This window comes from Serratia sp. MMO-28 (genome assembly GCF_037199905.1).
Classification (GTDB): domain Bacteria; phylum Pseudomonadota; class Gammaproteobacteria; order Enterobacterales; family Enterobacteriaceae; genus Chania; species Chania oryzae.
The window spans coordinates 253033-275647 of the sequence record NZ_JBBCVB010000002.1; the positions used below are offsets into that span (position 1 = coordinate 253033).

At 53.2% G+C, this 22615-nt stretch carries 18 protein-coding genes and 1 pseudogene; 11 read left to right on the forward strand and 8 right to left on the reverse strand.

Annotation, left to right across the window (positions count from 1 at the left end):
* Positions 1-17: 17 nt before the first annotated feature.
* The 3 genes from WG891_RS02805 to exaC all read right to left on the reverse strand — a co-directional run bounded on the left by WG891_RS02805 (position 18) and on the right by exaC (position 3843).
* Complete coding sequence (locus WG891_RS02805) at positions 18-1037, reverse strand: LacI family DNA-binding transcriptional regulator (protein ID WP_337261426.1); 1020 nt, start codon at positions 1035-1037, stop codon at positions 18-20.
* Between the two features lie 232 nt (positions 1038-1269).
* Positions 1270-2295, reverse strand: coding sequence for an alcohol dehydrogenase AdhP (gene adhP / locus WG891_RS02810; protein ID WP_076942999.1), 1026 nt, complete (start codon positions 2293-2295; stop codon positions 1270-1272).
* Positions 2296-2322: 27 nt separating this feature from the next.
* On the reverse strand, positions 2323-3843 hold the full coding sequence (exaC, locus tag WG891_RS02815; protein ID WP_337261425.1) for an acetaldehyde dehydrogenase ExaC: 1521 nt from the start codon (positions 3841-3843) through the stop codon (positions 2323-2325).
* A gap of 259 nt (positions 3844-4102) precedes the next feature.
* Here exaC and WG891_RS02820 point away from each other — a divergent pair, with 259 nt between their 5' ends.
* From WG891_RS02820 to cas6f, 9 genes are all read left to right on the forward strand, one after another.
* A complete protein-coding gene (locus WG891_RS02820; RefSeq protein ID WP_337261424.1) occupies positions 4103-5878 on the forward strand; it encodes a sigma-54-dependent Fis family transcriptional regulator in 1776 nt (591 codons plus the stop codon).
* A 175-nt stretch (positions 5879-6053) separates the two neighbouring features.
* Positions 6054-7499 carry a PTS cellobiose/arbutin/salicin transporter subunit IIBC gene (gene ascF / locus WG891_RS02825; RefSeq protein WP_156292726.1) on the forward strand — a complete coding sequence of 482 codons (1446 nt, stop codon included), beginning with the start codon at positions 6054-6056 and terminating at the stop codon, positions 7497-7499.
* Between the two features lie 17 nt (positions 7500-7516).
* A complete protein-coding gene (locus tag WG891_RS02830) occupies positions 7517-8947 on the forward strand; it encodes a 6-phospho-beta-glucosidase (RefSeq protein ID WP_337261423.1) in 1431 nt (476 codons plus the stop codon).
* A 258-nt stretch (positions 8948-9205) separates the two neighbouring features.
* Positions 9206-10186 (forward strand): type I-F CRISPR-associated endonuclease Cas1f, encoded by a 981-nt coding sequence (cas1f, locus tag WG891_RS02835; RefSeq protein WP_337261422.1) that lies wholly within the window; start codon positions 9206-9208, stop codon positions 10184-10186.
* The gene (gene cas3f / locus WG891_RS02840; protein ID WP_337261421.1) at positions 10183-13428 is read left to right on the forward strand and encodes a type I-F CRISPR-associated helicase Cas3f; all 3246 of its coding nucleotides are present in this window, start codon (positions 10183-10185) and stop codon (positions 13426-13428) included. Before cas1f ends, cas3f begins: the two co-directional genes overlap by 4 nt.
* Before the next feature lie 25 nt (positions 13429-13453).
* Positions 13454-14803: a type I-F CRISPR-associated protein Csy1 gene (csy1, locus tag WG891_RS02845; protein ID WP_337261420.1), complete on the forward strand. Its 1350-nt coding sequence runs from the start codon at positions 13454-13456 to the stop codon at positions 14801-14803.
* Positions 14800-15723 carry a type I-F CRISPR-associated protein Csy2 gene (gene csy2 / locus WG891_RS02850; protein WP_337261419.1) on the forward strand — a complete coding sequence of 308 codons (924 nt, stop codon included), beginning with the start codon at positions 14800-14802 and terminating at the stop codon, positions 15721-15723. The genes csy1 and csy2 overlap by 4 nt, the downstream gene beginning before the upstream one ends.
* Positions 15724-15740: 17 nt before the next feature.
* Positions 15741-16745, forward strand: coding sequence for a type I-F CRISPR-associated protein Csy3 (gene csy3 / locus WG891_RS02855; RefSeq protein WP_076942990.1), 1005 nt, complete (start codon positions 15741-15743; stop codon positions 16743-16745).
* Positions 16746-16754: 9 nt separating this feature from the next.
* A complete protein-coding gene (gene cas6f, locus WG891_RS02860; protein ID WP_337261418.1) occupies positions 16755-17309 on the forward strand; it encodes a type I-F CRISPR-associated endoribonuclease Cas6/Csy4 in 555 nt (184 codons plus the stop codon).
* A 702-nt stretch (positions 17310-18011) separates the two neighbouring features.
* Here the strand turns inward: cas6f and WG891_RS02865 are convergent.
* Entirely contained in the window at positions 18012-18878 is an 867-nt protein-coding gene (locus WG891_RS02865) for a GIY-YIG nuclease family protein (protein WP_337261417.1), read from the reverse strand.
* 236 nt (positions 18879-19114) lie between these two features.
* Positions 19115-19858, reverse strand: a complete 744-nt coding sequence (locus tag WG891_RS02870; protein ID WP_337261416.1) for an SDR family oxidoreductase — start codon at positions 19856-19858, stop codon at positions 19115-19117.
* A 121-nt stretch (positions 19859-19979) separates the two neighbouring features.
* On the opposite strand from WG891_RS02870, the gene WG891_RS02875 reads away from it, so the two are divergent.
* Together WG891_RS02875 and WG891_RS02880 are read left to right on the forward strand one after the other, a co-directional pair.
* A complete protein-coding gene (locus WG891_RS02875) occupies positions 19980-20327 on the forward strand; it encodes a winged helix-turn-helix transcriptional regulator (protein WP_337261415.1) in 348 nt (115 codons plus the stop codon).
* Between the two features lie 128 nt (positions 20328-20455).
* A pseudogene (locus tag WG891_RS02880) lies at positions 20456-20566 on the forward strand (IS5/IS1182 family transposase); the annotation flags it as partial.
* A gap of 327 nt (positions 20567-20893) precedes the next feature.
* On the opposite strand, the gene WG891_RS02885 reads toward WG891_RS02880, so the two are convergent.
* The 3 genes from WG891_RS02885 to WG891_RS02895 all read right to left on the reverse strand — a co-directional run bounded on the left by WG891_RS02885 (position 20894) and on the right by WG891_RS02895 (position 22615).
* The gene (locus WG891_RS02885; RefSeq protein ID WP_337261414.1) at positions 20894-21751 is read right to left on the reverse strand and encodes a DUF4942 domain-containing protein; all 858 of its coding nucleotides are present in this window, start codon (positions 21749-21751) and stop codon (positions 20894-20896) included.
* A gap of 76 nt (positions 21752-21827) precedes the next feature.
* Positions 21828-22199 (reverse strand): type IV toxin-antitoxin system YeeU family antitoxin, encoded by a 372-nt coding sequence (locus WG891_RS02890; protein WP_337261413.1) that lies wholly within the window; start codon positions 22197-22199, stop codon positions 21828-21830.
* Positions 22200-22279: 80 nt separating this feature from the next.
* A complete protein-coding gene (locus tag WG891_RS02895; protein WP_337261412.1) occupies positions 22280-22615 on the reverse strand; it encodes a TA system toxin CbtA family protein in 336 nt (111 codons plus the stop codon).

Below are 22615 nucleotides of genomic sequence, written 5' to 3' on the forward strand. Positions count from 1 at the left end.
GTGGGGGGGGCAACGAATTATTCTTGCCAAAATGGCCCATTTCCCACCGAATCTCTGACCAGCAGCTCTGAGGTAAACAGATTATCTTTGGATAAATACCCGCCATCGAGCATAGAAATCAGCCGGTCGATCACTTCATTCATCATGGCGCTGACAGGGTCTTTCACGCTGGACAATGCCGGGATCAGGTATGGAGCGGTGGGGATATTATCAAAACCAACCACCGAGACGGTATTAGGTACGCTGATACCCGCTGCGTTTAACTGCTTGATGGCACCCACGGCCATCTCATCATTGCTGGCAAGCACGGCGCTGAAGCTTATTTTACCGTTCAGTAAAGCGCTTACCGCTGTGGCACCGCTGTTCGGCGTCCATTTCCCTTTAACGATCAGATCCTCCTGCAGCGCGATACCATATTGACTCAAGGCTTCTTTATAGCCGGAAAGCCGCTCAATGGCAGTGGGTGAATCCAGTGAGCCGGTGATAAAGGCAATATCGCGGTGGCCCCGGGTGATCAGATATTGGGTGGCGTTAAAGCTGGCCCCTTTATGATCGCAGCAAATACAGTGGCTTTGGTGTTTCCTCAGCCTTCTGTTCACCACCATAATGGGCTGTTTATGCTGCTCGATAATGTCGTCCATGACATCGATGGTTAAGAAACGCGGGTAGATAATGATGGCATCACAGCGTAAATCGAGCAGAAATTGAATCGCCTGCTGTTCTTCTTCGGCACTGTGTTTGCCGTCCACCAGAATCAGCTGGCGACCGTGCTGCTCCAGTTTTTGCGCCGCCTGGGAAAGCAGCTCGCTGAAATAACTGCCGTTGTAGAGCGTGTTAGTGACAACTAAGCCAATGCATTGCGATTTATTGGTGGCCAGGTTTCTCGCCAGCAGATTGGGGCGATATCCTGCCTCTTCGATGGCTTTATATACCTGATCTTTCGTTGCTTCGCTGACGTATCCCTTCCCGGAAAGTACACGTGAAACCGTGGCTTTAGAGACGCCTGCCTTCTTGGCCACTTCCTGCATGGTAGACATGGGTATTTCCTGGCTTTTTGACAATGACGCACATTCTATACTCTAAATAATTCAAGTTGCATGTAGGCGGCAAGTCCGAGAGTCGCTAGGAGCATAGATAACTATGCGACTGGTGCGAACGGACGCAGCCAACACCCATGCGACTTGAAGTATGACGAGTATATACCCAAAAGAAAGCAGGTACAGCCAACGGCGATACCTGCTTGATGATTAACCAGATGAGCCCCGCGTCTTATAACGCCAAGTCGACTACGATACGCCCTTCGATTTTACCGGCGTGCATGCGGGCGAAAATATCGTTGATGTTGCTTAATGGCTCAACGGTGATATTCGCTGCCACCTTATGCCGCCCGGCAAAATCGAGGGCTTCCTGCAAGTCCTTGCGGGTGCCGACGATTGAACCACGCACGGTAATGCCGTCCAGCACCATATTAAAGATCGACAGATCAAAGGTGCCCGGTGGCAACCCGTTCAGCACCATGGTGCCGCCGCGGCGCAGGGTCCCGATGGCCTGCTCAAAGGCTTTCGGCGAAACGGCGGTGACCAGCACACCGTGCGCGCCGCCGAAGCTGTCATGGAAAACCTTCGCCGGATCGACATGTTTGGCATTCGCTACCACGCTGGCCCCTAAACGCTTGGCAAACGCCAGCTTGTCATCGTCGATATCCACCGCCGCCACGTTCAGCCCCATAGCGAGCGCATACTGAATCGCCATGTGGCCAAGCCCGCCGATACCGGAAACCACCACCCAATCACCCGGTTTGGTTTCGGTCATTTTCAGGCCCTTATAGACCGTGACGCCCGCGCAAAGGATTGGTGCGATTTCGTTATATCCCACGTTATCCGGCAGGATGCCGACATAGTTCGCGTCCGCCAGGCAATACTCAGCAAAGCTGCCGTTCACCGAATAACCGGCGTTTTGCTGCGAGTGGCACAGGGTTTCCCAACTGTCCAGGCAGTGCTCGCAGTGGCCACAGGCGGAGTACAGCCAGGGTACTCCTACCCGATCCCCTTCCTTGATATGTTTTACGCCTTCACCGACCGCCACCACATAGCCCACGCCTTCATGGCCGGGAATAAAGGGCGGCTGTGGCTTGACCGGCCAGTCGCCCTCAGCGGCGTGCAAATCGGTGTGGCAGACGCCGGTGGCAACAATCTTCACCAGCAACTGGCCCGGCCCAACCTTGGGGATCGGCACTTGCTCAATCACCAAGGGTTCTCCAAAGGCCTTCACCACGGCGGCTTTCATCGTATTCATATTTTCATCCTTAAAAATAGACTGGGTTTAGAACAGCCCTAAAGGTGCCGTGTCATAGCTGACCAGCAGGTTCTTAGTCTGTTGGTACTGGTTTAACGCCATTTTGTGCGTTTCCCGGCCAACGCCCGACTGCTTATAGCCACCAAATGCGGCATGAGCTGGATAAACGTGATAACAGTTGGTCCACACCCGGCCCGCCTTGATGCTGCGCCCCATGCGGTAAGCCAGATTGGTGTCACGTGTCCAGACGCCCGCACCCAGGCCAAACTGGGTTTCGTTGGCGATAGCCAAGGCTTCCGCTTCGTCCTTGAAAGTGGTCACGCCAATCACTGGGCCAAAGATCTCTTCCTGGAAACAGCGCATCTGGTTATCCCCTTTAATCAGCGTGGGCTGAATATAGAAGCCGTTATCCAGCGCTGGTGTGATGCTGGCTCTGCCGCCGCCGATCAGAATTTGCCCGCCTTCATTGCGCGCGATATCGATGTAGGAGAGGATCTTGTCAAACTGCTGCTGTGAAGCCTGCGCGCCAATCATGGTGTCGGTATCCAGCGGATCGCCACGGCGGATGTTTTTGATTTTTGCCATCACGCGCTCCATGAAGGGGGCGTAGATAGACTCATGGATCAGCGCCCGCGAAGGGCAGGTGCAGACTTCACCCTGGTTAAAGAAGCCGAGCACCAGGCCTTCGACCGCTTTCTCGATAAATGCCGGTTCGGCATCCATCACATCGGCGAAATAGATGTTCGGTGATTTGCCCCCCAGTTCCACCGTGCAGGGAATAATATTCTCCGCCGCACAGGCCATAATATGGCGGCCAACCGGCGTTGAACCGGTGAAGGCAATTTTGGCGATACGCTTGCTGGTCGCCAGCGCTTCACCCGCCTCGCGGCCATAGCCCTGCACCACGTTGAGCACCCCGGCAGGGAACAGATCGCCGATCAGCTCCATCAGCAGCGTAATGGCCAGCGGCGTCTGCTCTGCCGGTTTCAGCACCACGCAGTTGCCTGCCGCCAGCGCCGGTGCCAGCTTCCATGCCGCCATCAGCAGAGGGAAGTTCCAGGGGATGATCTGGCCTACTACCCCTAATGGTTCATGAAAGTGATAGGCAACGGTGTGCTCATCAATCTCTGCCGTGCTGCCTTCCTGCGCGCGCAGGCAACCGGCAAAGTAACGAAAGTGATCGATCGCCAGCGGCAGATCGGCATTCAGGGTTTCACGAATGGGTTTCCCGTTATCCCAGCTTTCTGCGACCGCCAGGTACTCCAGATTGGCTTCAATGCGGTCGGCCACCTGCAGCAGCAGGTTAGAACGGTGCTGGACGCTGGTTTTGCCCCAGGCGCTGGCCGCCCGGTGGGCTGCATCCAGCGCAGCGTTAATATCCTGAGCGTCGGAGCGCGGGAACTTGGCAATCTCACTGCCATTCACCGGTGAAGTGTTCATAAAGTATTGGCCGCCGAGCGGTTCTACGAATTTGCCATCGATGTAGTTGCCGTAAGCCGTTTTGAAAGAGACCAGTGCGTCCGGCGTGCCGGGATGTGCGTAGCGCATCGCAAACTCCTTATGTAGGGTATCGTTGTCAGAGTGTGGTAACCGCAGGTGGCGGCAGTTGCGTAATAGCTATTGCAGTCGCCGTGCCACTTTTCGCTCAAAATTAAATTTTATTTAAAATCAATTAATTAAAATTAATGCGTTGGTTTAACCTGCGGGAAGAATGGGGATAATCTGCCATTTGTGTTGCAAATAGCAACACAGGTAAAACCTATTGGCTACAATATTGCAACACTTGCAGGCAGGAACGAGGTCACCAATGCGGGGAAATTCGTCAGCCACCAGCGGCGCCATCACCGGTAATACGCTGTTACTTAATGATTCTTGGCTGCGCAGCGAGCACTATGGCTTAAACCGCATGGCGGATGACTTCCCGCGCCTTCCTCAAGCCGAACTGGCCGATGCCTTGGCCAGTAACGCCGTGCTGCAGCAATTTGCCCGCCCGGCAGCGCAAACTCTGGCAGAGAAAATTGCCGACAAGCAATCCGTCGTGGTGCTCTCCGACGCCAGCGGCCTGATCTTGAACACCGTGGGTGACATGCGGGCTTTGCAAAAAGCCCAACGTTTTGCCTTGGCCCCGGGCAACCTGTGGAGCGAATGTGGCCGTGGCACCAACGCCATCGGCACGGCGCTGGCGATTGATGATGGCTGTGAAATCCTTGCTCATCAGCATTACCTCACCAGCAATCAGGGCTTGTACTGCGCCGCCATGACGCTGCAAACGCCAAACGGCCAGGTTGCTGGCGTGCTGGATATTTCAGGGCCGGCACATTATCCCCATCCCCATACGCTGGCCTGGGTTAAAGCCGCCGCACAGCAGATTGAGTATTTATGGCTGAAGCAGAGCCTGCGCCCGGATCAGTGGCTGATGAGCCTGCATGCACAGGCCGAGGGGGTTGATAGCACGACAGAGATGCTGCTGGTTTTCTCAGACAATGTGCTGATGGCGGCCAACCGCCTGGCGATGAGTGAACTGCAGCTAAGCGCCGATCGCTTCGGCACGCTCACCTTCCAGCAGCTCTTTCCCCATAGCGAACAGCGGGCAAGCGGCGTTCCACAGCCGATCCTCACGCATCACCAACAGCGCTATTTCTTCTGCCTGCGCGCGCCAGCCCGCACGCACTTTGCAGTAACCCCTGCGCCTGAGCGCCCATGCTCCCTGCCGGTAGATGCCACTAAACTGGTGCGGTTGTTGAATGCCGGGGTATCGCTGTGTATTCACGGCGAAACAGGCAGCGGCAAAGAGTACGTCAGCCGCGCGCTGTATCAGCAAAGCCGGTGGCGCGAGGGGAAATTTGTGGCCATTAACTGTGCGGCTATCCCGGAACCGCTGATCGAGTCGGAGCTGTTTGGCTACCAGCCAGGGGCGTTTACCGGCGCGAACCGGCAAGGTTATATCGGCAAGATCCGCGAGGCGGACGGCGGCGTGCTGTTTCTGGATGAAATTGGCGATATGCCATTAGCGCTGCAAACCCGCCTGCTGCGGGTGTTGCAGGAAAAAGAGGTGGCACCGCTGGGCTCCAGCCGCAGTTGGCCGGTCAATTTTGCGGTGATCTGCGCCACACACCGGGATCTCAATCAGCGTGTGGCCGCGGGCGAATTCCGTGAGGATCTGCTTTACCGGCTACAGGAGTTTGCCCTGACGCTGCCGCCGCTGCGCGAATGGCCCTCGTTACCGGCTTTTATCTTGCAACTGTGGCAGGAACTGGGCGGTGTGGCACGCGGTATCCAACTCGCCCCTGCGCTGCTGCAAACGCTGGCGAACCATGGCTGGCCGGGCAATGTGCGTGAATTAAGAAGCTTACTCAAGGTGTTGCTCGCCTTGGCGGACGATGGCGAGGTGTTGGGTTGTGAAGCTCTGCCAGAGAAATATCAACCTGAGCCTGCACCATCTCGCGCTGCCCTGTATCAGCATGATGAACGGGTGATTGCCGCCACCCTTGAGCGTTATAACGGCAACGTCAGCAAAGCGGCTCAGGCTTTAGGCGTTGCCCGCAGTACGCTGTACCGTCGCGCCGCCCGAGAAAAGCGCTAGCCTGCTTCGGCCCTGTTTCCCCTCTGCCCTCCCTCTATCAATACGGCTTTTCCCCCAGCCAGATAAACCGATCATCTTCACAAAATCGACAATAAATAAATTTATAAATTGATATTTAACTGTTAATTAAACAATCCTGTGTGGAACCGGTTACCTATCTATGAGAGTTGTCCTCATGTCTAAGAATTATGCGGCGGTATCAAGATCGATAGTGGATGCAGTTGGGGGAGCGAGTAACGTCGCGGCGGTGACGCATTGCATGACGCGCCTCCGTTTTGTGCTCAATGACGGCAGCGTGGTTGATAGCGCCAGGCTGAAGGCCATCAACGGCGTGCTGGGCGTGGTAAGAAGCGAAAACCAATGCCAGGTGATCATTGGCAATACGGTTTCACAGGCCTACGCCGAAGTGCTGAAGCTGCTGCCAGAAGGGGCGGTAGCTCAGCAGCCTGCGCCAGAAAAAAACAAAATCACCCTGAAACGCATTGGAGCAGGGATCCTGGATGCGCTGATCGGCACCATGTCGCCGCTGATCCCGGCGATTATCGGCGGATCGATGGTGAAATTGCTCGCCATGATCCTGAATATGACCGGCGTCTTCGGCAAAGAGTCGTCAACGCTGATTATTCTTAACGTTATCGGCGACGGTGCCTTCTTCTTCTTGCCGGTGATGGTGGCCGCTTCCGCTGCGATAAAATTCAAAACCAATATGTCGCTGGCGATCGCGATTGCCGGGGTGCTGGTGCACCCCAGCTTTATCGATCTGATGGCCAAAGCGGCGCAGGGCCAGCATGTGGAGTTTATCGGCCTGCCGGTCACGGCGGTGAAGTACACCTACACGGTGATCCCGGCATTGTTCATGACCTGGCTGCTCTCTTACATTGAAAAATGGATCGATCGCATTACGCCAGCCGTAACCAAAAACTTCCTCAAACCGATGCTGATCGTGCTGGTTTCCGCACCGATCGCTATCTTGCTGGTCGGCCCGTTGGGCATCTGGATTGGTAGCGGGATTTCGGCGCTGGTTTACACCATTCATAGCTATCTGGGGTGGTTATCCGTCGCCATTATGGGCGGGCTGTGGCCATTGCTGGTGATGACCGGGATGCACCGGGTGTTTACTCCCACCATCATCCAGACCATTGCGGAAACCGGTAAAGAGGGCATGGTGATGCCGTCAGAAATTGGTGCCAACCTTTCGTTGGGCGGTTCATCGCTGGCGGTGGCCTGGCGCACCAAGAACCCGGAACTGCGCCAGACGGCGCTGGCCGCTGCGGCATCCGCCATTGTCGCCGGTATTTCGGAACCCGCGCTGTATGGGGTGGCAATACGCCTGAAACGCCCGCTGATCGCGGCGTTGATCAGTGGTTTTGTCTGCGGCGGCGTTGCTGGCGTGGCCGGGTTGGCAAGCCATTCGATGGCGTCACCGGGCCTGTTCACCAGCGTGCAGTTTTTTGATCCCTCCAACCCTATGACCATCGTCTGGGTATTTGGTGTGATGATCCTGGCGATCGTACTTTCCTTCATCCTTACGCTGCTGATGGGCTTTGAAGACATTCCCGTTGCGGAAGAGGCGGAAAGTGAAAAAGCCAAGCTTGCGCCCGCGTTGTCTGTAACTCATTAATTAACAAGAGGTATCTTATGTCAGCATCTGTTTTCCCCGCAGATTTTTTATGGGGTGGTGCTCTTGCTGCCAACCAGGCCGAAGGCGCTTATCTTGCAGGCGGCAAAGGGCTGACCACGGTGGATATGATCCCTCACGGTAAAGATCGGCTGGCGGTCAAGCTGGGCCAGGAAAAGCGCTTTACCCTGCGCGAAGATGAATTCTACCCGAGCCATCAGGGCATCGATTTTTATCATCGCTATAAAGAGGATATCGCCTTAATGGCGGAGATGGGCTTCAGCGTGTTTCGCACCTCGATCGCCTGGAGCCGTATTTTCCCCAACGGCGATGAAACCGTGCCGAATGCTGAGGGCATCGCGTTTTACCGCGATGTGTTTACCGAATGTAAAAAGCACGGCATTGAGCCGCTGGTCACGCTGTGCCACTTCGATGTGCCAATGCATTTGGTGCGTGAATACGGTTCGTGGCGCAACCGGCAAATGGTCGAATTCTTCACCCATTACGCCCGAACCTGCTTTGAAGCGTTCGACGGGCTGGTGAAATACTGGCTGACGTTTAATGAAATCAACATCCTGCTGCACAGCCCGTTCTCCGGCGCGGGGTTGGTGTTTGAGCCAAATGATAACCAGGAGCAGGTGAAATACCAGGCCGCGCACCACGAACTGCTGGCGAGCGCGCTGGCAACCAAAATTGCCCATGAGGTGAACCCGCACAATCAGGTCGGCTGTATGCTGGCCGGTGGCAATTTCTACCCGTGGTCGTGCAAACCCGAAGACGTGTGGGCCGCGCTGGAGAAAGATCGCGAAAACCTGTTCTTTATCGACGTTCAGGCGCGCGGGGCTTACCCCTCGTACACCCGACGCCTGTTCAGGGAAAAAGGCATCACCGTCGAGATGGCGCCGGGCGATGCGGAGATCCTGAAAAACAGCGTCGATTTTGTCTCGTTCAGTTATTACGCTTCGCGCTGTGCCTCGGCAGAGATGAACGAGCACAACAGCAGCGCCGCCAACGTGGTTAAATCGCTGAAGAACCCGTATATCCAGGCCAGCGATTGGGGGTGGGGGATCGATCCTCTGGGCCTGCGCATCACCATGAACATGATGTATGACCGTTACCAGAAACCGCTGTTCCTGGTGGAAAACGGCCTGGGTGCGAAAGATGACATCAATGAACAAGGCGAAATCGACGACGACTACCGCATCAGCTATTTGCGCGAACATATTAAAGCGATGGCGGAGGCGATCGACGACGGGATCCCGGTGATGGGTTATACCTCCTGGGGCTGTATTGATCTGGTTTCCGCCTCTACCGGGGAAATGAGCAAGCGCTACGGTTTTGTCTATGTCGATCGCGATGACCAAGGGAATGGCACCTTAGCCAGAACGCGGAAAAAATCGTTTTATTGGTATAAGAAGGTCATTGCCAGCAACGGTTCGGATTTAAGCTGATAAAGAAAGGGAATATTGGCTTTAGGCGATATTCCTGTTCCCCCTCTCTCTGCGGGAGAAGGCCGAGATGAGGGGCCTTCCCCTCATCTCATCATGAATATCTTGTATTCATCTCTCAAATTCATTACCCACAAAAATCAAATAAAAACGTAGCCTTAATCACCCTCTTTTATGGGGGAACTATGCTATACCCTTCATACCTCGAGCGGCTTGGGTATTCGCCCTGTCATTCGCCAAAAATAGGGATGTTACTATTTCATGAGTCATCAATTTTCCCCTTCGGATTTAAAAACTATTCTGCATTCGAAACGCGCCAATATTTACTATTTACAATATTGCCGGATATTAGTGAACGGCGGGCGGGTTGAATATGTCACGGATGAAGGTAAACAATCTTTATATTGGAATATCCCTATCGCTAATACCTCCGTGGTGATGTTGGGAACCGGAACCTCTGTTACTCAAGCTGCAATGCGTGAATTTGCTAAAGCGGGGGTTCTGGTCGGGTTTTGTGGCGGTGGGGGTACGCCGCTGTATGCGGGTAATGAAGTCGAAACCGCCGTTTCCTGGCTAAGCTCCCAAAGTGAATATCGCCCCACCGAATATCTGCAGCACTGGGTCAGCTTTTGGTTTGACGATCGGCAACGGCTCGCGGCGGCGGTAGCTTTTCAGCGTGTGCGCATTCAACAGATTCGACAGCACTGGTTAAGTGCGCGCATGCAGCGTGAAAACGGCTTTGAACCTGATGAAAACCGTTTATGCCAGTTGCTTGCCAGTTACGAAAACAATCTCTCCAGTTGCCGTAACGGCACCGACTTATTGGCGCAGGAAGCGGTTATGACCAAGGCGCTGTATAAACTGGCGGCCGACACGGTGAAGTACGGTGATTTCACGCGCGCCAAACGCGGCGGCGGTGTCGATATGGCGAACCGCTTTCTCGATCATGGCAACTATCTGGCCTATGGATTGGCAGCGGTGGCGACCTGGGTGATCGGCCTGCCCCACGGTCTGGCGGTGTTACACGGCAAAACCCGCCGGGGTGGTTTGGTGTTTGACGCCGCCGATCTGATTAAAGATGCCCTGGTGTTGCCGCAGGCGTTTATTGCTGCGATGGCCGGTGAAGAGGAACAAGAGTTTCGCCAGCGCTGCATCGGCGGTTTTCAACGGGCAGACGCGCTGGATGTGATGATTGAAGCGTTGCAAACCACCGCCCTGCAACTGAGCCAGGCGGCCCGATGAATATTTTGCTGATCGCGCAATGCAACAAACTGGCATTGACCGAAACGCGCCGCATTCTGGATCAGTTTGCCGAACGCCGTGGGGATCGCACTTGGCAAACTGCAATCACTCTGGAAGGGCTGAATACGCTGAGAAAGCTGCTGCGTAAAACCGCCCGGCGCAATACGGCGGTGGCCTGCCACTGGATCAAAGGTGCCAATCAAACCGAACTGCTGTGGATCGTGGGCAACCTGCGCCGTTTCAACGAGCAGGGCGCGGTGCCGACCAATGCCACGGAACGGGATATTCTGAAAAGCCAGAGTGAGAACCAGTGGCACAGCGTGGAAACGGTCAGCCTGCTGGCCGCTATCGCCGGGCTGTTTCACGATTTCGGTAAAGCCAACGTATTGTTTCAGAATGGGTTACGCGGCGAGGGAAAGAGCTTTCAGCCCTATCGCCACGAATGGATTTCGCTACGTTTGTTCGTAGCCTGGGTGCAAGGCAAAAGCGATCGGCAATGGCTCACCGCGCTCAGTCAGATTGGCGAACAGGATGAGGAATCAATGTTGGCTCATCTGCTGAAAGATTCGCTCGATCCGTTTGAAAATCCTTTCATCCACTTGCCACCGTTGGCCAAAACCGTGGCTTGGCTGATCGTTTCCCATCACCGTTTGCCTGCTTACCCAGCGGAGGGGCAGCATAAGCCTGATTTAGCTCAGATTGAATGCTGGTTGACGCAGCAACTGACCGCCGATTGGAACGCCACCAACCATCTTGATGCCGATTGGACGGTTGCGGACCGACGCAACGCCTGGGTGTTCCCGCATGGCACGCCGATGCGCAGCGCAACGTGGTGCGCCAAGGCGCATAAGTTTGCCAGCCGTGCGCTCCAGCAGCCTTCATTGGCCCATTTCGGCGTGATCGAACAGCGCTTTACCAGCCACCTGGCCCGCTTGGTATTGATGCTGGCGGATCACTTTTACTCTTCACTGCCCGCCACGGAAGGCTGGCAGGATGCCCGCTATCGCGCTTATGCCAATACCGATCGCAAAACCAAACAATGCAAACAGAAGCTGGATGAGCACAATATCGGCGTGGGCCAGAATGCTTTATTGCTGGGCCGCAGTTTGCCGCATCTCCGCAGCACGTTACCGGCGATCACCCGCCATAAAGGCTTTAAACGCCGAAGCGAACAGGCGAAGTTCCGCTGGCAGGATCGCGCTTTCGATCTGGCAGCGGCGATGCGTGAGCGCACTCAGCGGCAGGGTTTTTTCGGGGTGAATATGGCCTCCACCGGCTGCGGCAAGACGTTTGCCAACGCGCGCATCATGTATGCCCTGGCGGATGAAAAGCAGGGCTGCCGATTTTCGGTGGCTTTAGGATTGCGCACCTTAACCTTGCAAACCGGCGATGCCCTGCGGGAAAAGCTTGGTTTGCAGGAGGACGACTTAGCGGTTCTGATCGGTTCCCTGGCGGTGAGCCAACTTCATGAACTCAGCCATGATAAGGCCGTGCCACGGGGCACCGGCAGCGCCTCTGCGGATGAGCTATTTGCTGAACATCAATACGTGCGTTACGACGGCAGCCTGGATGATGGCCGTTTAAGCCGTTGGCTGAGCGACTCACCCAAGCTGCATAAATTATTGAGTGCGCCGGTGTTGGTGAGCACTATCGATCACCTGATTGGCGCCACGGAAGGCGTGCGCGGTGGCAAGCAAATTGCGCCGATGCTGCGTTTGCTGACGTCTGATTTGGTGCTGGATGAACCCGACGATTTTGATATCGCGGATTTGCCCGCCTTGTGCCGCCTGGTGAATTGGGCCGGGGTATTAGGCTCTCGCGTGCTGCTTTCTTCCGCCACCTTGCCGCCCGCGCTGATCCAGGCATTGTTCAATGCCTATCGGGCGGGCCGCGCCGATTATCAACAGGCCTGCGGCCAACCGGAACTCCCGGTTAATATTTGCTGTGCCTGGTTTGATGAGCATGATTCTGTGCAGGAGGATATTCAGGCCACGACGAGCTTTAAACAGGCACATGAAGGTTTTGTTGCGCGCCGGGTTAAGCAACTGCGAGGTGCAGACGTTCTGCGCCGGGCGCAGTTGATCCCGGTTATCCCGCCGAGCCAGCGTGAAAGTGATGTGCTGAACAGCGTTGCGGCCACATTGCTCAGTTCGATGCAGCAGTTGCATACGGCGCACCATCTGCGCCACGAATCGGGCAAAACGGTGTCTTTGGGGGTGATCCGCATGGCGAATATCGATCCGCTGGTGGCCGTAGCCCAACGTTTATTGCAAACGCCTGCGCCGCAGGGGTGGCGCATTCATTATTGCGTTTATCACAGCCAGCACCCGCTGGCGATGCGTTCGCATATCGAACAGCGGTTGGACGAAACCCTCACGCGTTATAACGAACCAGCGTTATGGCAGATCCCGGAGATCAAGGCAGCGCTCGATTGCCCGGAACAACATCATCTGTTTGTGGTGCTGGCCACCTCCGTAGCCGAAGTGGGCAGGGATCATGACTACGATTGGGCGATTGCCGAACCTAGCTCTATGCGCTCCTTAATCCAGTTGGCGGGGCGCATTCAGCGCCACCGTCAGCAGCGTTGTGAAATACCGAACCTGCATATCCTGCAAAAAAACGTTAAGGCGCTGAAAGGGAACGAGCTGGCGTATTGCAGGCCAGGGTTTGAATCTGGGAAATATCTTCTTAACAGCCACGATCTGAGCGAGATTCTGCTGCCAGAGCAGTATCAGACCATTAATGCCATTCCACGGGCACAAGAGCGATCTCCGTTGTTGCCGAAAGATAATTTTGTCGATCTGGAACACGCTAGCCTGCGCAGAAAATTGCAGGGTAAAAAAGACGAACGGGATTATTACGCCGCTCTATGGTGGCGCGAGCAGGCCACCTGGTGTGCTGAGCAGCAGCGCCTTACGCCGTTCAGAACGTCTGCACCTGATGAACAGCATTACCTGTGGCTTGAAGATGAAAGCGACGAGCCGATATTCCAATCCCCAGACAGTGAACCGGGGCAGTGGAAGCAGAGTTTTGGCTTTAGTGCGATCGAACCTGAGTTGGCCGCCGGGAACTGTGCCTGGATAACAATGGACTATCAGCAGGTTTATCAGCGGCTGGCAGATGAACTGAATATGGAACTTAGCGAGGTCAGCCAGAAATTTGGCGAGATCTGTTTGTGCGAGAAAGAGGAAGGCCTATGGCACTACCACCCGCTGTTGGGGGTGTTTGGCGCACTCGAGTGATACAAACAAGGGAACAAGGAGGCGTATGGAAGACAACGAATTCGGTCGGATTATCGTCCGCTACATCGAAAGCCGAAGGCAGCCCAAGCTTGAAGCCTTCGATAAAGAAGCGGAAAAGAGGCTGGCGGTGCTCACCGACAGCGAACAGCTTGCTGTCTTGCAGCAGGAAATCGCCCAGCAGCGGCGAGAGCTGGAACAACGTTATGAGGTGCGCAACTGGCTGACCGATGCTGCCAGCCGCGCCGGGCAAATCAGCCTGGTGACTCATGCGCTGAAATTCACCCACAGCGATGCCAAAGGCAGCAGCGTTTTTCTGCCCACAGTAGTCAGTGATTCTGCCTACCTTTCCACCGCCACATTGCGTAATCCGGCGATTGATGCGGTGGGCAACGCGGCGGCGTTGGATGTGGCCAAGCTGCTGCAAACGGAATACGAAGGCGAATCGTTAATTGCCGCCATTAACCGTGGCGATGATTCCCCATTGGCGGCTTTAGCCGAATCTGACCAGCAGTTGCAACAGTGGATCAGCGGTTTCAAACAGGTCCTGATCGATAAACAGCCCAGCTCCCATAAGCTTGCCAAACAGCTCTACTTCCCGGTTGGGGACAACGACTACCACCTGCTAAGCCCTTTATTTTCATCTTCATTAGCGCATGCCATGCACCAGCGCATTGCGAATGCCCGCTTTAGCGATGCAGCAAAAGAGATTTATAGCGCTTTTAAAGCCGGAGTTTGGCACTCGGCACCGCGGGTGAGCTACCCCAATACGGCAGTGCAGAATATCGGCGGCACCAAACCGCAGAATATCTCTTACCTGAACAGCGTCCGTGGTGGCCGCACCTGGCTGCTCTCCTGCGCTGCGCCGAGTTGGGAAATCATTCCTAAACCCCCAACCAAGCACAAATCGATCTTCCACGAGAATAGCGATTTCAGCCGGATGGCACGGCCCATCGTTCGGGATCTGCGCCACTATTTGTTGAGTGTAAAACAGCTCGAAAACACCAAAGAGATCCGCGACCACCGCTTAGCCTTTACCGACGAAATTATCGACACCCTGTTCAACTATGTGGCAGAGATCCAAAACCTGGATGTGCAGGTTGGCTGGAGTGCAGAAGAAGGTTGCCAGCTCAAGCGCTCGCAACAGCTCTGGTTGGATGCCGGTCGAGCGGAAAAAGATGAAGATTTTAAATTTGAGCGTGAAGGCGGCGATTGGCAAAAAGAGATCGCTCTGGACTTCGGCGTGTGGCTTAACCGCCGCTTGCAGCATGAAGAACTCAAATTTGGTGAAGTAGAACGTCGGGAATGGTCGACGGCAAAGCTGTTTAAACAGCGCTTGCGTGAGTTTGAACAAGATCTGCAGGAGGGGCCGCTATGAGCACGCTGATTGTCTTACGCCACGTCCGGGTCGAGAACGCTAACGCGGTGGCTGGGCTCACCTACGGCTTCCCGGCCATCACCCATTTTCTTGGTTTTACCCACGCGCTTGGGCGCAAACTGCAGCTAACGCATGGTCTGACGTTGGAAAACTGCGGCGTGATTTGCCATCAACAGCAGCTTCATGCCCATGCATCCGGGCGCGATCGCGTTTTCTCTCTCACCCGCAACCCGCTGACCAAAGAGGCCAAAACCGCCGCCTTTAATGAGGAAGGCCGGATGCATATGACGGTTTCGCTATTAATCGAGTGCAACGGTGTGATTGCCAACGGGCGTGAAGGCGCGAAGGCCTTGGCTGAGCATTTGGAACCCTTGTGCCTGCGCCAGCGCTTGGCGGGGGGAACCATCGTGAGCATCGGTGAAGTCAGCGTAATGGCTTACCCAGATGAACCCAAGGCACTGCGCCGCCTGATGCGCCGTTTATTACCGGGCTTTGCCCTGCTCGATCGTTCCGAACTGCTGCAAGCGCATTTCGCGGCGCTAAAGCAGGCGGATCCGCAGGTGGAAATGATCGATGCCTGGCTGGATTTCGCTGCGCTGAAAATGCAGGCCACGGCAGATGAATCTACCCAATGGCGTTATGTGGCAAAACCGGAAAAAGGCTTTTTGGTGCCGCTGCAAACCGGCTATCAGGCTATTTCCCACCTGTATCCACCCGGTGAGGTGGAGAACGCGCGCAATCCGGCAACCCCTTTCCGCTTTGCAGAAGCGATCTACGGCGTTGGCGAGTGGCGCAGCCCACATCGCATTCAGGATCTGCAAACTCTGCTGTGGCGCTATCACTACCAGAACGATACCTACGTCTGCCGTGGCTTGACATCGGCCGCAGTGGAATACGACGAATTTAACGAAGAAGAGTAATTTTAAAGGAATAAAAAATGGCTAAAGCAACGATTAAAACCGCTTCCGTACTCGCATTCGAACGTAAATTAGCAAACTCTGATGCCATGCTGTATGCCGGTAATTGGGAGCAGCAGGGTGAGTGGCGGCCGGTAGAGATTCAGGAAAAAGCGGTGCGCGGCACCATTTCCAACCGTTTGAAGAACGCGATTGCCAGCGATCCGGCCAAGCTGGATGCCGAAATCCAGAAAGCCAACCTGCAACGTGTCGACGTTGCCGCGCTGCCTTTTGATTGCGACACCCTTAAAGTCAGTTTCACGCTGCGCGTCCTGGGCAATCTGGCCGTGCCTTCGGTGTGTAACGATCAGGAGTATCAGGCCGAACTGGCCAATGTAATTAATGGCTACATGGCGGAGCAGGGTTTTGGTGAGTTGGCAGCCCGCTACGCAGCAAACCTGGCGAATGGTCGTTTCTTGTGGCGCAACCGGGTGGGGGCTGATGCGATCAAGGTATGCGTGAAAAGCAAAACCCAGCAATGGGAATTCAACGGTGAAGAACATAGCCTGCGTGCATTCAGCCAGCCGCAGGGTGCTTTAGCGGAGTTGGCGCAGGAAATAGAGCAGGGCTTGGCTGGGGACAGCTTTGCGTTTTTGAGCATTGAGGCTTTTGTGCGTTTAGGCAATGGGCAGGAGGTGTTCCCTTCTCAGGAATTGGTGCTCGACAGCAACAGTAAGAAAAGCAAGGTGTTGTATCAGGTGGCAGGCGGTGCAGCACTGCATTCGCAGAAGGTGGGTAATGCGCTACGTACCATCGATACCTGGTATCCAGAGGCCACAGAATTGGGCCTGGGGCCGATCGCGGTTGAACCTTACGGCTCCGTTACCAGCCGTGGCAAGGCTTATCGTCAGCCTAAGCAGAAAATGGATTTTTATACGCTGCTGGATAACTGGGTCACCAAGGGTGATAAACCGGCGGTTGAACAACAGCACTATGTGATGGCCATTTTGATCCGCGGTGGCGTCTTTGGCGAGAAAAGCGAATAAGGGGATTGTATGGATCACTATATTGAAATCCGTATTCTCCCCGATCCTGACTTTGGCTCCTCAACCTTGATGGAGGTGCTGTTTGCCAAGTTACACCGGGCATTGGGCCAGGCAGGTGAGGGCCGGATCGGGGTCAGCTTCCCTGCGGCAGGTAAAACCTTGGGGGACCGGTTGCGTTTGCACGGTTCTCTTACTGCGCTCAGTGCATTAGATGAGCAACCCTGGCGTAAAGGGCTGCGTGATAATACTGAGCACAGCGGCATTTTACCGGTGCCGGAGAAAGTGAAATACCGCACCGTGCGGCGCGTGCAGCCGAAGAGCAACGCGGAACGCTTACGCCGCCGTTCGGTGAGCAAGGGGTGGCTGACGGAAGAAGAGGCGCGTCTGCGTATTCCTGATTCAGTAGAAAAACGCACATCTCTGCCCTTTATTCGGCTGAAGAGTTTATCCAGCGATCAAACCTTTCTATTGTTTATCGAGCAGGGGCCGATTGGCGATAGCGCAACCGAAGGAGCATTCAGCGCATATGGTTTAAGCGCAGTAGCGACCATCCCGTGGTTTTGACCCTAATTTTACGGCCGCTCCTAACTTATTGATTTAATAGGCTAGGATTGGCTGCTTGTGAAAAAGGGTTTTTTAACAGGTTTGCCTGTTGTTATTTAGCTAACAGTAGGTTAGAAACGATCTGCAACAGTTCACTGCCGTACAGGCAGCTTAGAAAATGATGGGATTACGTTTCCCTCAACCCACGGAGTTCACTGCCGTACAGGCAGCTTAGAAATCTAAAATTCATGCAGAATTCATAATCACCGCGTTCACTGCCGTACAGGCAGCTTATTAAATCTATAATTACTTTGATTTATAATGATTTTATTTTTTATCACTATAAATAGGCCCCCAAAAAGGCCCCTAAATGATTTTGCTGTAAATATGAGCTAAAAGCAGTCCTGAGACTGAGCAAACTACCAGACACATCACCTCTTTATCTGTGACGTTTATCTCCGTGCAGGCAGTGCCTGCGGATATGTAGACCAAAGAGAAGTACGACGGTTTGTCGCTGTTATTGACGTCGCAACAGTGCTCTCATTTCAGGGAAAAGGATAGAAACGAAAGCGTCATATTGTCGATCAAATTCTGTATTTTCATCAAGGTAAGACATGAACCGGGAGACGGTTTTTGCCTGCCTGTCTGTTGTTGGCGGTTGAAAACTTTGCCAGCCCAGTAGAAATAGACGCCTTAAGGGGTGTTTTCCATTTTTACCTCTGTTTAAGGCTGCTGCAAGAACGTCATAAGCGGAGGGCAATTTGCTACCCACAGTACGAGCGTGTTTGAAAGACAACAAGACGGGAAGAATTCCCTTTTTTTCCAAAAGTTCCAGCTTAAACACGGAACAAAATCCTCATCCCAGTAGGGGGAGCGCGCTAAGGAGTAAAGGGCTGCAAATACAGTTTCATGCATATGCTCCGGAGAGCCTTCATCGTAATAGTTCAAGGCGATACCCAGAAAATACTCCAGCGCATCACTCCAGTTAAGCTCGCAATTAAACGGGTTTTTTCCAAGTTCGACCTGCCTTATACGCTCCCAGGCTCCGTGAGCACGCAATTGCAGCTCAACCAACTTCTGTTCAGTTTGAGTATAATAGCCTCCTCTAACCTTACTGATACCATGTTTAAGCATAAGCGTAACTGTGGCTTCATTTTCCATCATTTCTGCTTCACGTGCGTTCCTGGTTCCAGTATTAACCGCATACATAAGCCGAAGAGGAGTATTTAGCCGGGTCCACTCTGCGCCTTTCCCAGTAAAGTGCTCCTCCATTCTTTTTTTGATATTTGCAGTCAATCCGACATAAAAGCATTTATTGGACAGTGCAAGGACATAGATGTAGATATCAACAGGCTCCGGGGCATTAAACCAGTACTCAGTTATATATTTATCATCAGTCTCAGTAATAAGATTACCACCTCCCAGTCGAATAAACTCTTCCGCAGCTTCATCAGGAATTTCCTTACCAATTATCCGTTTTTTCCACCCGCGGGTGGGGGGCCATTCTTCACCCAGCAACTCAATCTGCCGCCGTTTGTGTGAACCTCTTTGAGTTGCCCCTGCCATTAATAATTCCATGGTGATAATCATCGGCGTCCTCATGATGATGAAATTGTCTTAGTCAACTTAGATAATTGTTGTGTAGCGGTCAATCAAGCTGTTCACTACATAGGTGTTATTCGAGAATAATTATAACGTTCGCAGTTGGCGTTGGTTGTGTGAAAACCTTACGGTTCACAAGACCTGGCCCCGCCAGGTGCCAGAGGAGGAGCATATGCCATTTATAGTTAATAAATGACACACAATCCAGCAAGCGTATTACTCAGCTAAAGGTTACCCACCCCCCCATCAACCAGCAGGTCTGTGCCAACGACGAATGAAGATTCATTAGAAGCAAGAAAAACTGCCGCTTTAGCTAATTCATACGGTGTTCCTAAACGACCGATAGGTACCAGAGCTCGAATATCTTCTCTGAGCTTATCTTCATTTGTTCCGCCACTCAGTTTATTCAGTGCAGGTGTTTCAGTAGGCCCGGGACTTAAACCATTTACCCGAACTCCACGAGGGTGGAGCTCTGCAGAAAGTGTTCGTGCCAGAGACAGAAGAGCGGCTTTACTTGCAGCGTAGGCACTACTTTGTGGAAGACCAATCCGAGCGCTCACTGAACCGCAGACAAGGACGGAAGAGGGATTGGAAAGCATTGGAAGCAGTGCCTTGATCAGAAAAAAAGGGCCTTTAAGATTTGTGTTCATTAGCCGATCGTATGCTTGTTCATCCCAGGAATCCAGCGGCTTGTGCGTAACATCACCTGCATTTATGTATAAAATATCAAGTCTCGGCCATTGCTCCTGTAACGCTGCGGCCAAGCTAATTTGCTGGGAGATATCTCCGGCATCACTTAGAAAAGTGGCAATGTCGCCGTACTCTTTTTTTACTTCCAGAAGTTTTTGCTCGCTACGGCCTGTGATTGCTACCTTTGCTCCCTCTACCAGAAACTGGCGTGCAGTTTCTAAACCAATACCGCTGGTACCACCAGTAATGAGTGCATATTTACCATCAAGTCTGCCCATTTTCCTACCCCATATTTTATTCGTGGCGTAATTATTTATCTTTTAGTATCCTTTAGAAAGTAGGCACCGTTTGGATACTAAGAAACCATAAGGAATGCTTTGAAGCGAGGCAGGAGATGCTATGACAAAAAATATTTCGCCCCTCACAGAGGCTGATGAAGGATGCCCGATGGTAAGTTTTGTGCGCCTGATTGCGGGCAAGTGGGCGATCCCAATCCTTTATCGTCTGATGTTATTAAATAAACCTATTCGTTTCAGCGAATTGCTGCGGGCAGTTGAGCCAATCACTCAAAAAGAACTTACTCGCCAACTACGGCAGTTTGAGACTCGGGGATTAGTCACCAGAAAAGTGTTCGCTGAAGTTCCACCAAGGGTTGAGTACCAAATAACCGAACTGGGCAACTCATTGCGTTTGACATTAGACTCATTGGCTGATTGGATGAGAGCTAACGCGGCTGTGTTGAAATAAATTGCCGCGGGTAATATTAATAGGCCTTCAACCATGAATACCATCATATCCTGCGTGACTCTTAGAGCCTATCCCAATAGAAATTGTCTATAACACAGTGAAAAAACTAAAACTGACATCGATTGAATATGAAAACGGATTGGTTAATTTCTGACGAGTAATGGGCACAAATGGAACCGTTGCTACCCATACATCAGACTCGTCATCCTTTAGGCCGCCATCGTCGTCGAGTCGATAACTTGCTCACTTCACTCTGAAAGGCTTGGATATACATCCCGGTAAGAGCGTATGGGAAATATCCTCTCTGCAAGGGAGAACGGTCTAATGTAGGACTGGGACTATGAATAAAATAAATGGTCCTGTCTGTCATCATTCTCCCTGTCTATGTAATACACCGAAAAAGGGATTACTGGTTGTACGCCGCTTACATCTGGTTCTGCGACTTAGCCGACCATAAATATGAATTGACGTCAAGCACTTACCCGACGACCACGTTTAATAATGCCCTGCTAGAGGGCATTACTAGATAAGGTCATCGTTAACATAGCCTCATATGCATCGCTGAACTATACCCGTTCTGGCAGCACACCAGGGTAATGTTTGGCGATGATATCGTTCATCTTGTCCATCAACTCAGGCTTTCTGAATGTCAGGTGCGCAGATCCTTTCATAAAGTATTTGATTGAAAAATACTCATCTTCATAAACCTCTGCCCTCTGCCGATGGACGCTGATATGATCATACAACCGAGCAGCGAGATCGCTACGGTTATCCGGGATCGCCTTGCCATCCAGTAAATGCAGCATCCTCTCCAGATCCGCTAATTGATCCCGCCGATAGCTGTGGTTCAGCGTAAATCCCCACTGATTGTGACTCACCAGACCGTTGACGATCACTTTTTTGCCAAAGCGGCAGGGACTGTTGGTTTTGTAATGCCAGGACAGAGACTTGAAGACGTTGATTACTCCGCGTTCAAACACTTCCCCCTTATCCCGGTGCAACTGCTCAAAAGTGCTGTAAATGCTCTCTGTGCTGATGGCTGGTAAATCTTTGCTCTCCAGATTTCTGTACCACTGATCACGCGCCTGAGCGTCCATCACGCTCAGCATTCCTGACTTCTTCATCAGATCTCGCCATATGTCGCGATCAAGATTGCGGGTGATCACCGGCATGGCCGTTTCTGCTTTCTCCATCAACCAGCAACCGCAGCGGAAGTCTTGTTTCATTGACCAGTCTCTTGCCACTCCACTGCCAATACTGCGAGTGATGGCTGAGATATCTTCAAGCTGGTGAATCAGGGCTTCAATCTGCATCAGCGCGGCATTACGCCCAGTGACGATACGTTCAATGCTGGTGGAACAAATCACTTCGGTCTGACCGGTTAAAACCTCTGGTTCAATGACAGTATTCAATGTGGTTGGCATCGCTGAATTCCTTAGAAAGAAATGCCCGCGTTATCGCAGGCAGGGTTGAAGGTTGGGGTATGTGAGCGCTTAGGGCTTATACCGGGTTGGGCGGTGTTGTCTGATAAACAGCGATATAGATGTGGCCAAAGCTGCCTAACGAATCAGCTTCGCCGCTAAAACCGGCGTGCTGGACAGTGACACACTGCTGATGGCGTTGATCGAGTTCACCCGACCGCAGGCATGCCTCCAAATGTTCAATCAGCACCGGGAAAGCGGCATCCAGCGTTTTAAGCGCATCAGGATCAAATGTGCCAACAAAACCGGCACGGTCTGCTAGAAAATGCAGATGATTACCCTGCTGGACCAACCGGGCTCCCAGGCGTGGCGTGATAGCACATTGCAGGCCCCAGACAGGCGACGGTGTGCTGTTTGAGTGATTATCAGTATCAGGAGTGGTGTCTTTCATTGCTGAATGTCCTTATTTATATACAGCGCCTGCGGCAAGGCTGGCGTGTTCGAACATGAGGGTGAGGTAAACAGGTGTTATCAGGCCAGGCGGCGAATGACCGGGCAGCGAAGTCCCAGCGCACTGCGGGCGCGGAGCATATCGCCACCGCTCAAGGTGGGGTCCTGTGCCATCAGGCTGAAACCGGGGCGATCAATGCGTACCAGATCAAATTTCTCCACCAGTTCGTTGACGGTTTCCCGTACCGTGATGCCATGCTCAATCTTTTGGGCGATGGCCTGATCGTCGTGGTACGGCGTATCGTTAAGTTCCAGGCCATAACAGTGGCCCAACAGCCAGGTGAGCAGTTGCTGGTATTCAGTTCGTGCCTGATTGGCGTTGGGCGTGGTGCGGGGTATTTTGTTGAGGTTCTTCAT

Excerpts from the sequence above, each read along its gene's own strand:
- WG891_RS02895 (WP_337261412.1), bottom strand. The coding sequence starts at position 22,615 with ATGAAGAACCTCAACAAAATACCCCGCACCACGCCCAACGCCAATCAG.
- WG891_RS02820 (WP_337261424.1), top strand. The coding sequence starts at position 4,103 with ATGCGGGGAAATTCGTCAGCCACCAGCGGCGCCATCACCGGTAATACG.
- csy2 (WP_337261419.1), top strand. The coding sequence starts at position 14,800 with ATGAGCACGCTGATTGTCTTACGCCACGTCCGGGTCGAGAACGCTAAC.
- csy1 (WP_337261420.1), top strand. The coding sequence starts at position 13,454 with ATGGAAGACAACGAATTCGGTCGGATTATCGTCCGCTACATCGAAAGC.
- exaC (WP_337261425.1), bottom strand. The coding sequence starts at position 3,843 with ATGCGCTACGCACATCCCGGCACGCCGGACGCACTGGTCTCTTTCAAA.
- WG891_RS02885 (WP_337261414.1), bottom strand. The coding sequence starts at position 21,751 with ATGCCAACCACATTGAATACTGTCATTGAACCAGAGGTTTTAACCGGT.
- cas1f (WP_337261422.1), top strand. The coding sequence starts at position 9,206 with ATGAGTCATCAATTTTCCCCTTCGGATTTAAAAACTATTCTGCATTCG.
- WG891_RS02830 (WP_337261423.1), top strand. The coding sequence starts at position 7,517 with ATGTCAGCATCTGTTTTCCCCGCAGATTTTTTATGGGGTGGTGCTCTT.
- WG891_RS02870 (WP_337261416.1), bottom strand. The coding sequence starts at position 19,858 with ATGGGCAGACTTGATGGTAAATATGCACTCATTACTGGTGGTACCAGC.
- cas6f (WP_337261418.1), top strand. The coding sequence starts at position 16,755 with ATGGATCACTATATTGAAATCCGTATTCTCCCCGATCCTGACTTTGGC.
- adhP (WP_076942999.1), bottom strand. The coding sequence starts at position 2,295 with ATGAATACGATGAAAGCCGCCGTGGTGAAGGCCTTTGGAGAACCCTTG.
- WG891_RS02805 (WP_337261426.1), bottom strand. The coding sequence starts at position 1,037 with ATGTCTACCATGCAGGAAGTGGCCAAGAAGGCAGGCGTCTCTAAAGCC.
- ascF (WP_156292726.1), top strand. The coding sequence starts at position 6,054 with ATGTCTAAGAATTATGCGGCGGTATCAAGATCGATAGTGGATGCAGTT.
- WG891_RS02890 (WP_337261413.1), bottom strand. The coding sequence starts at position 22,199 with ATGAAAGACACCACTCCTGATACTGATAATCACTCAAACAGCACACCG.
- WG891_RS02875 (WP_337261415.1), top strand. The coding sequence starts at position 19,980 with ATGACAAAAAATATTTCGCCCCTCACAGAGGCTGATGAAGGATGCCCG.
- cas3f (WP_337261421.1), top strand. The coding sequence starts at position 10,183 with ATGAATATTTTGCTGATCGCGCAATGCAACAAACTGGCATTGACCGAA.
- csy3 (WP_076942990.1), top strand. The coding sequence starts at position 15,741 with ATGGCTAAAGCAACGATTAAAACCGCTTCCGTACTCGCATTCGAACGT.
- WG891_RS02865 (WP_337261417.1), bottom strand. The coding sequence starts at position 18,878 with ATGATTATCACCATGGAATTATTAATGGCAGGGGCAACTCAAAGAGGT.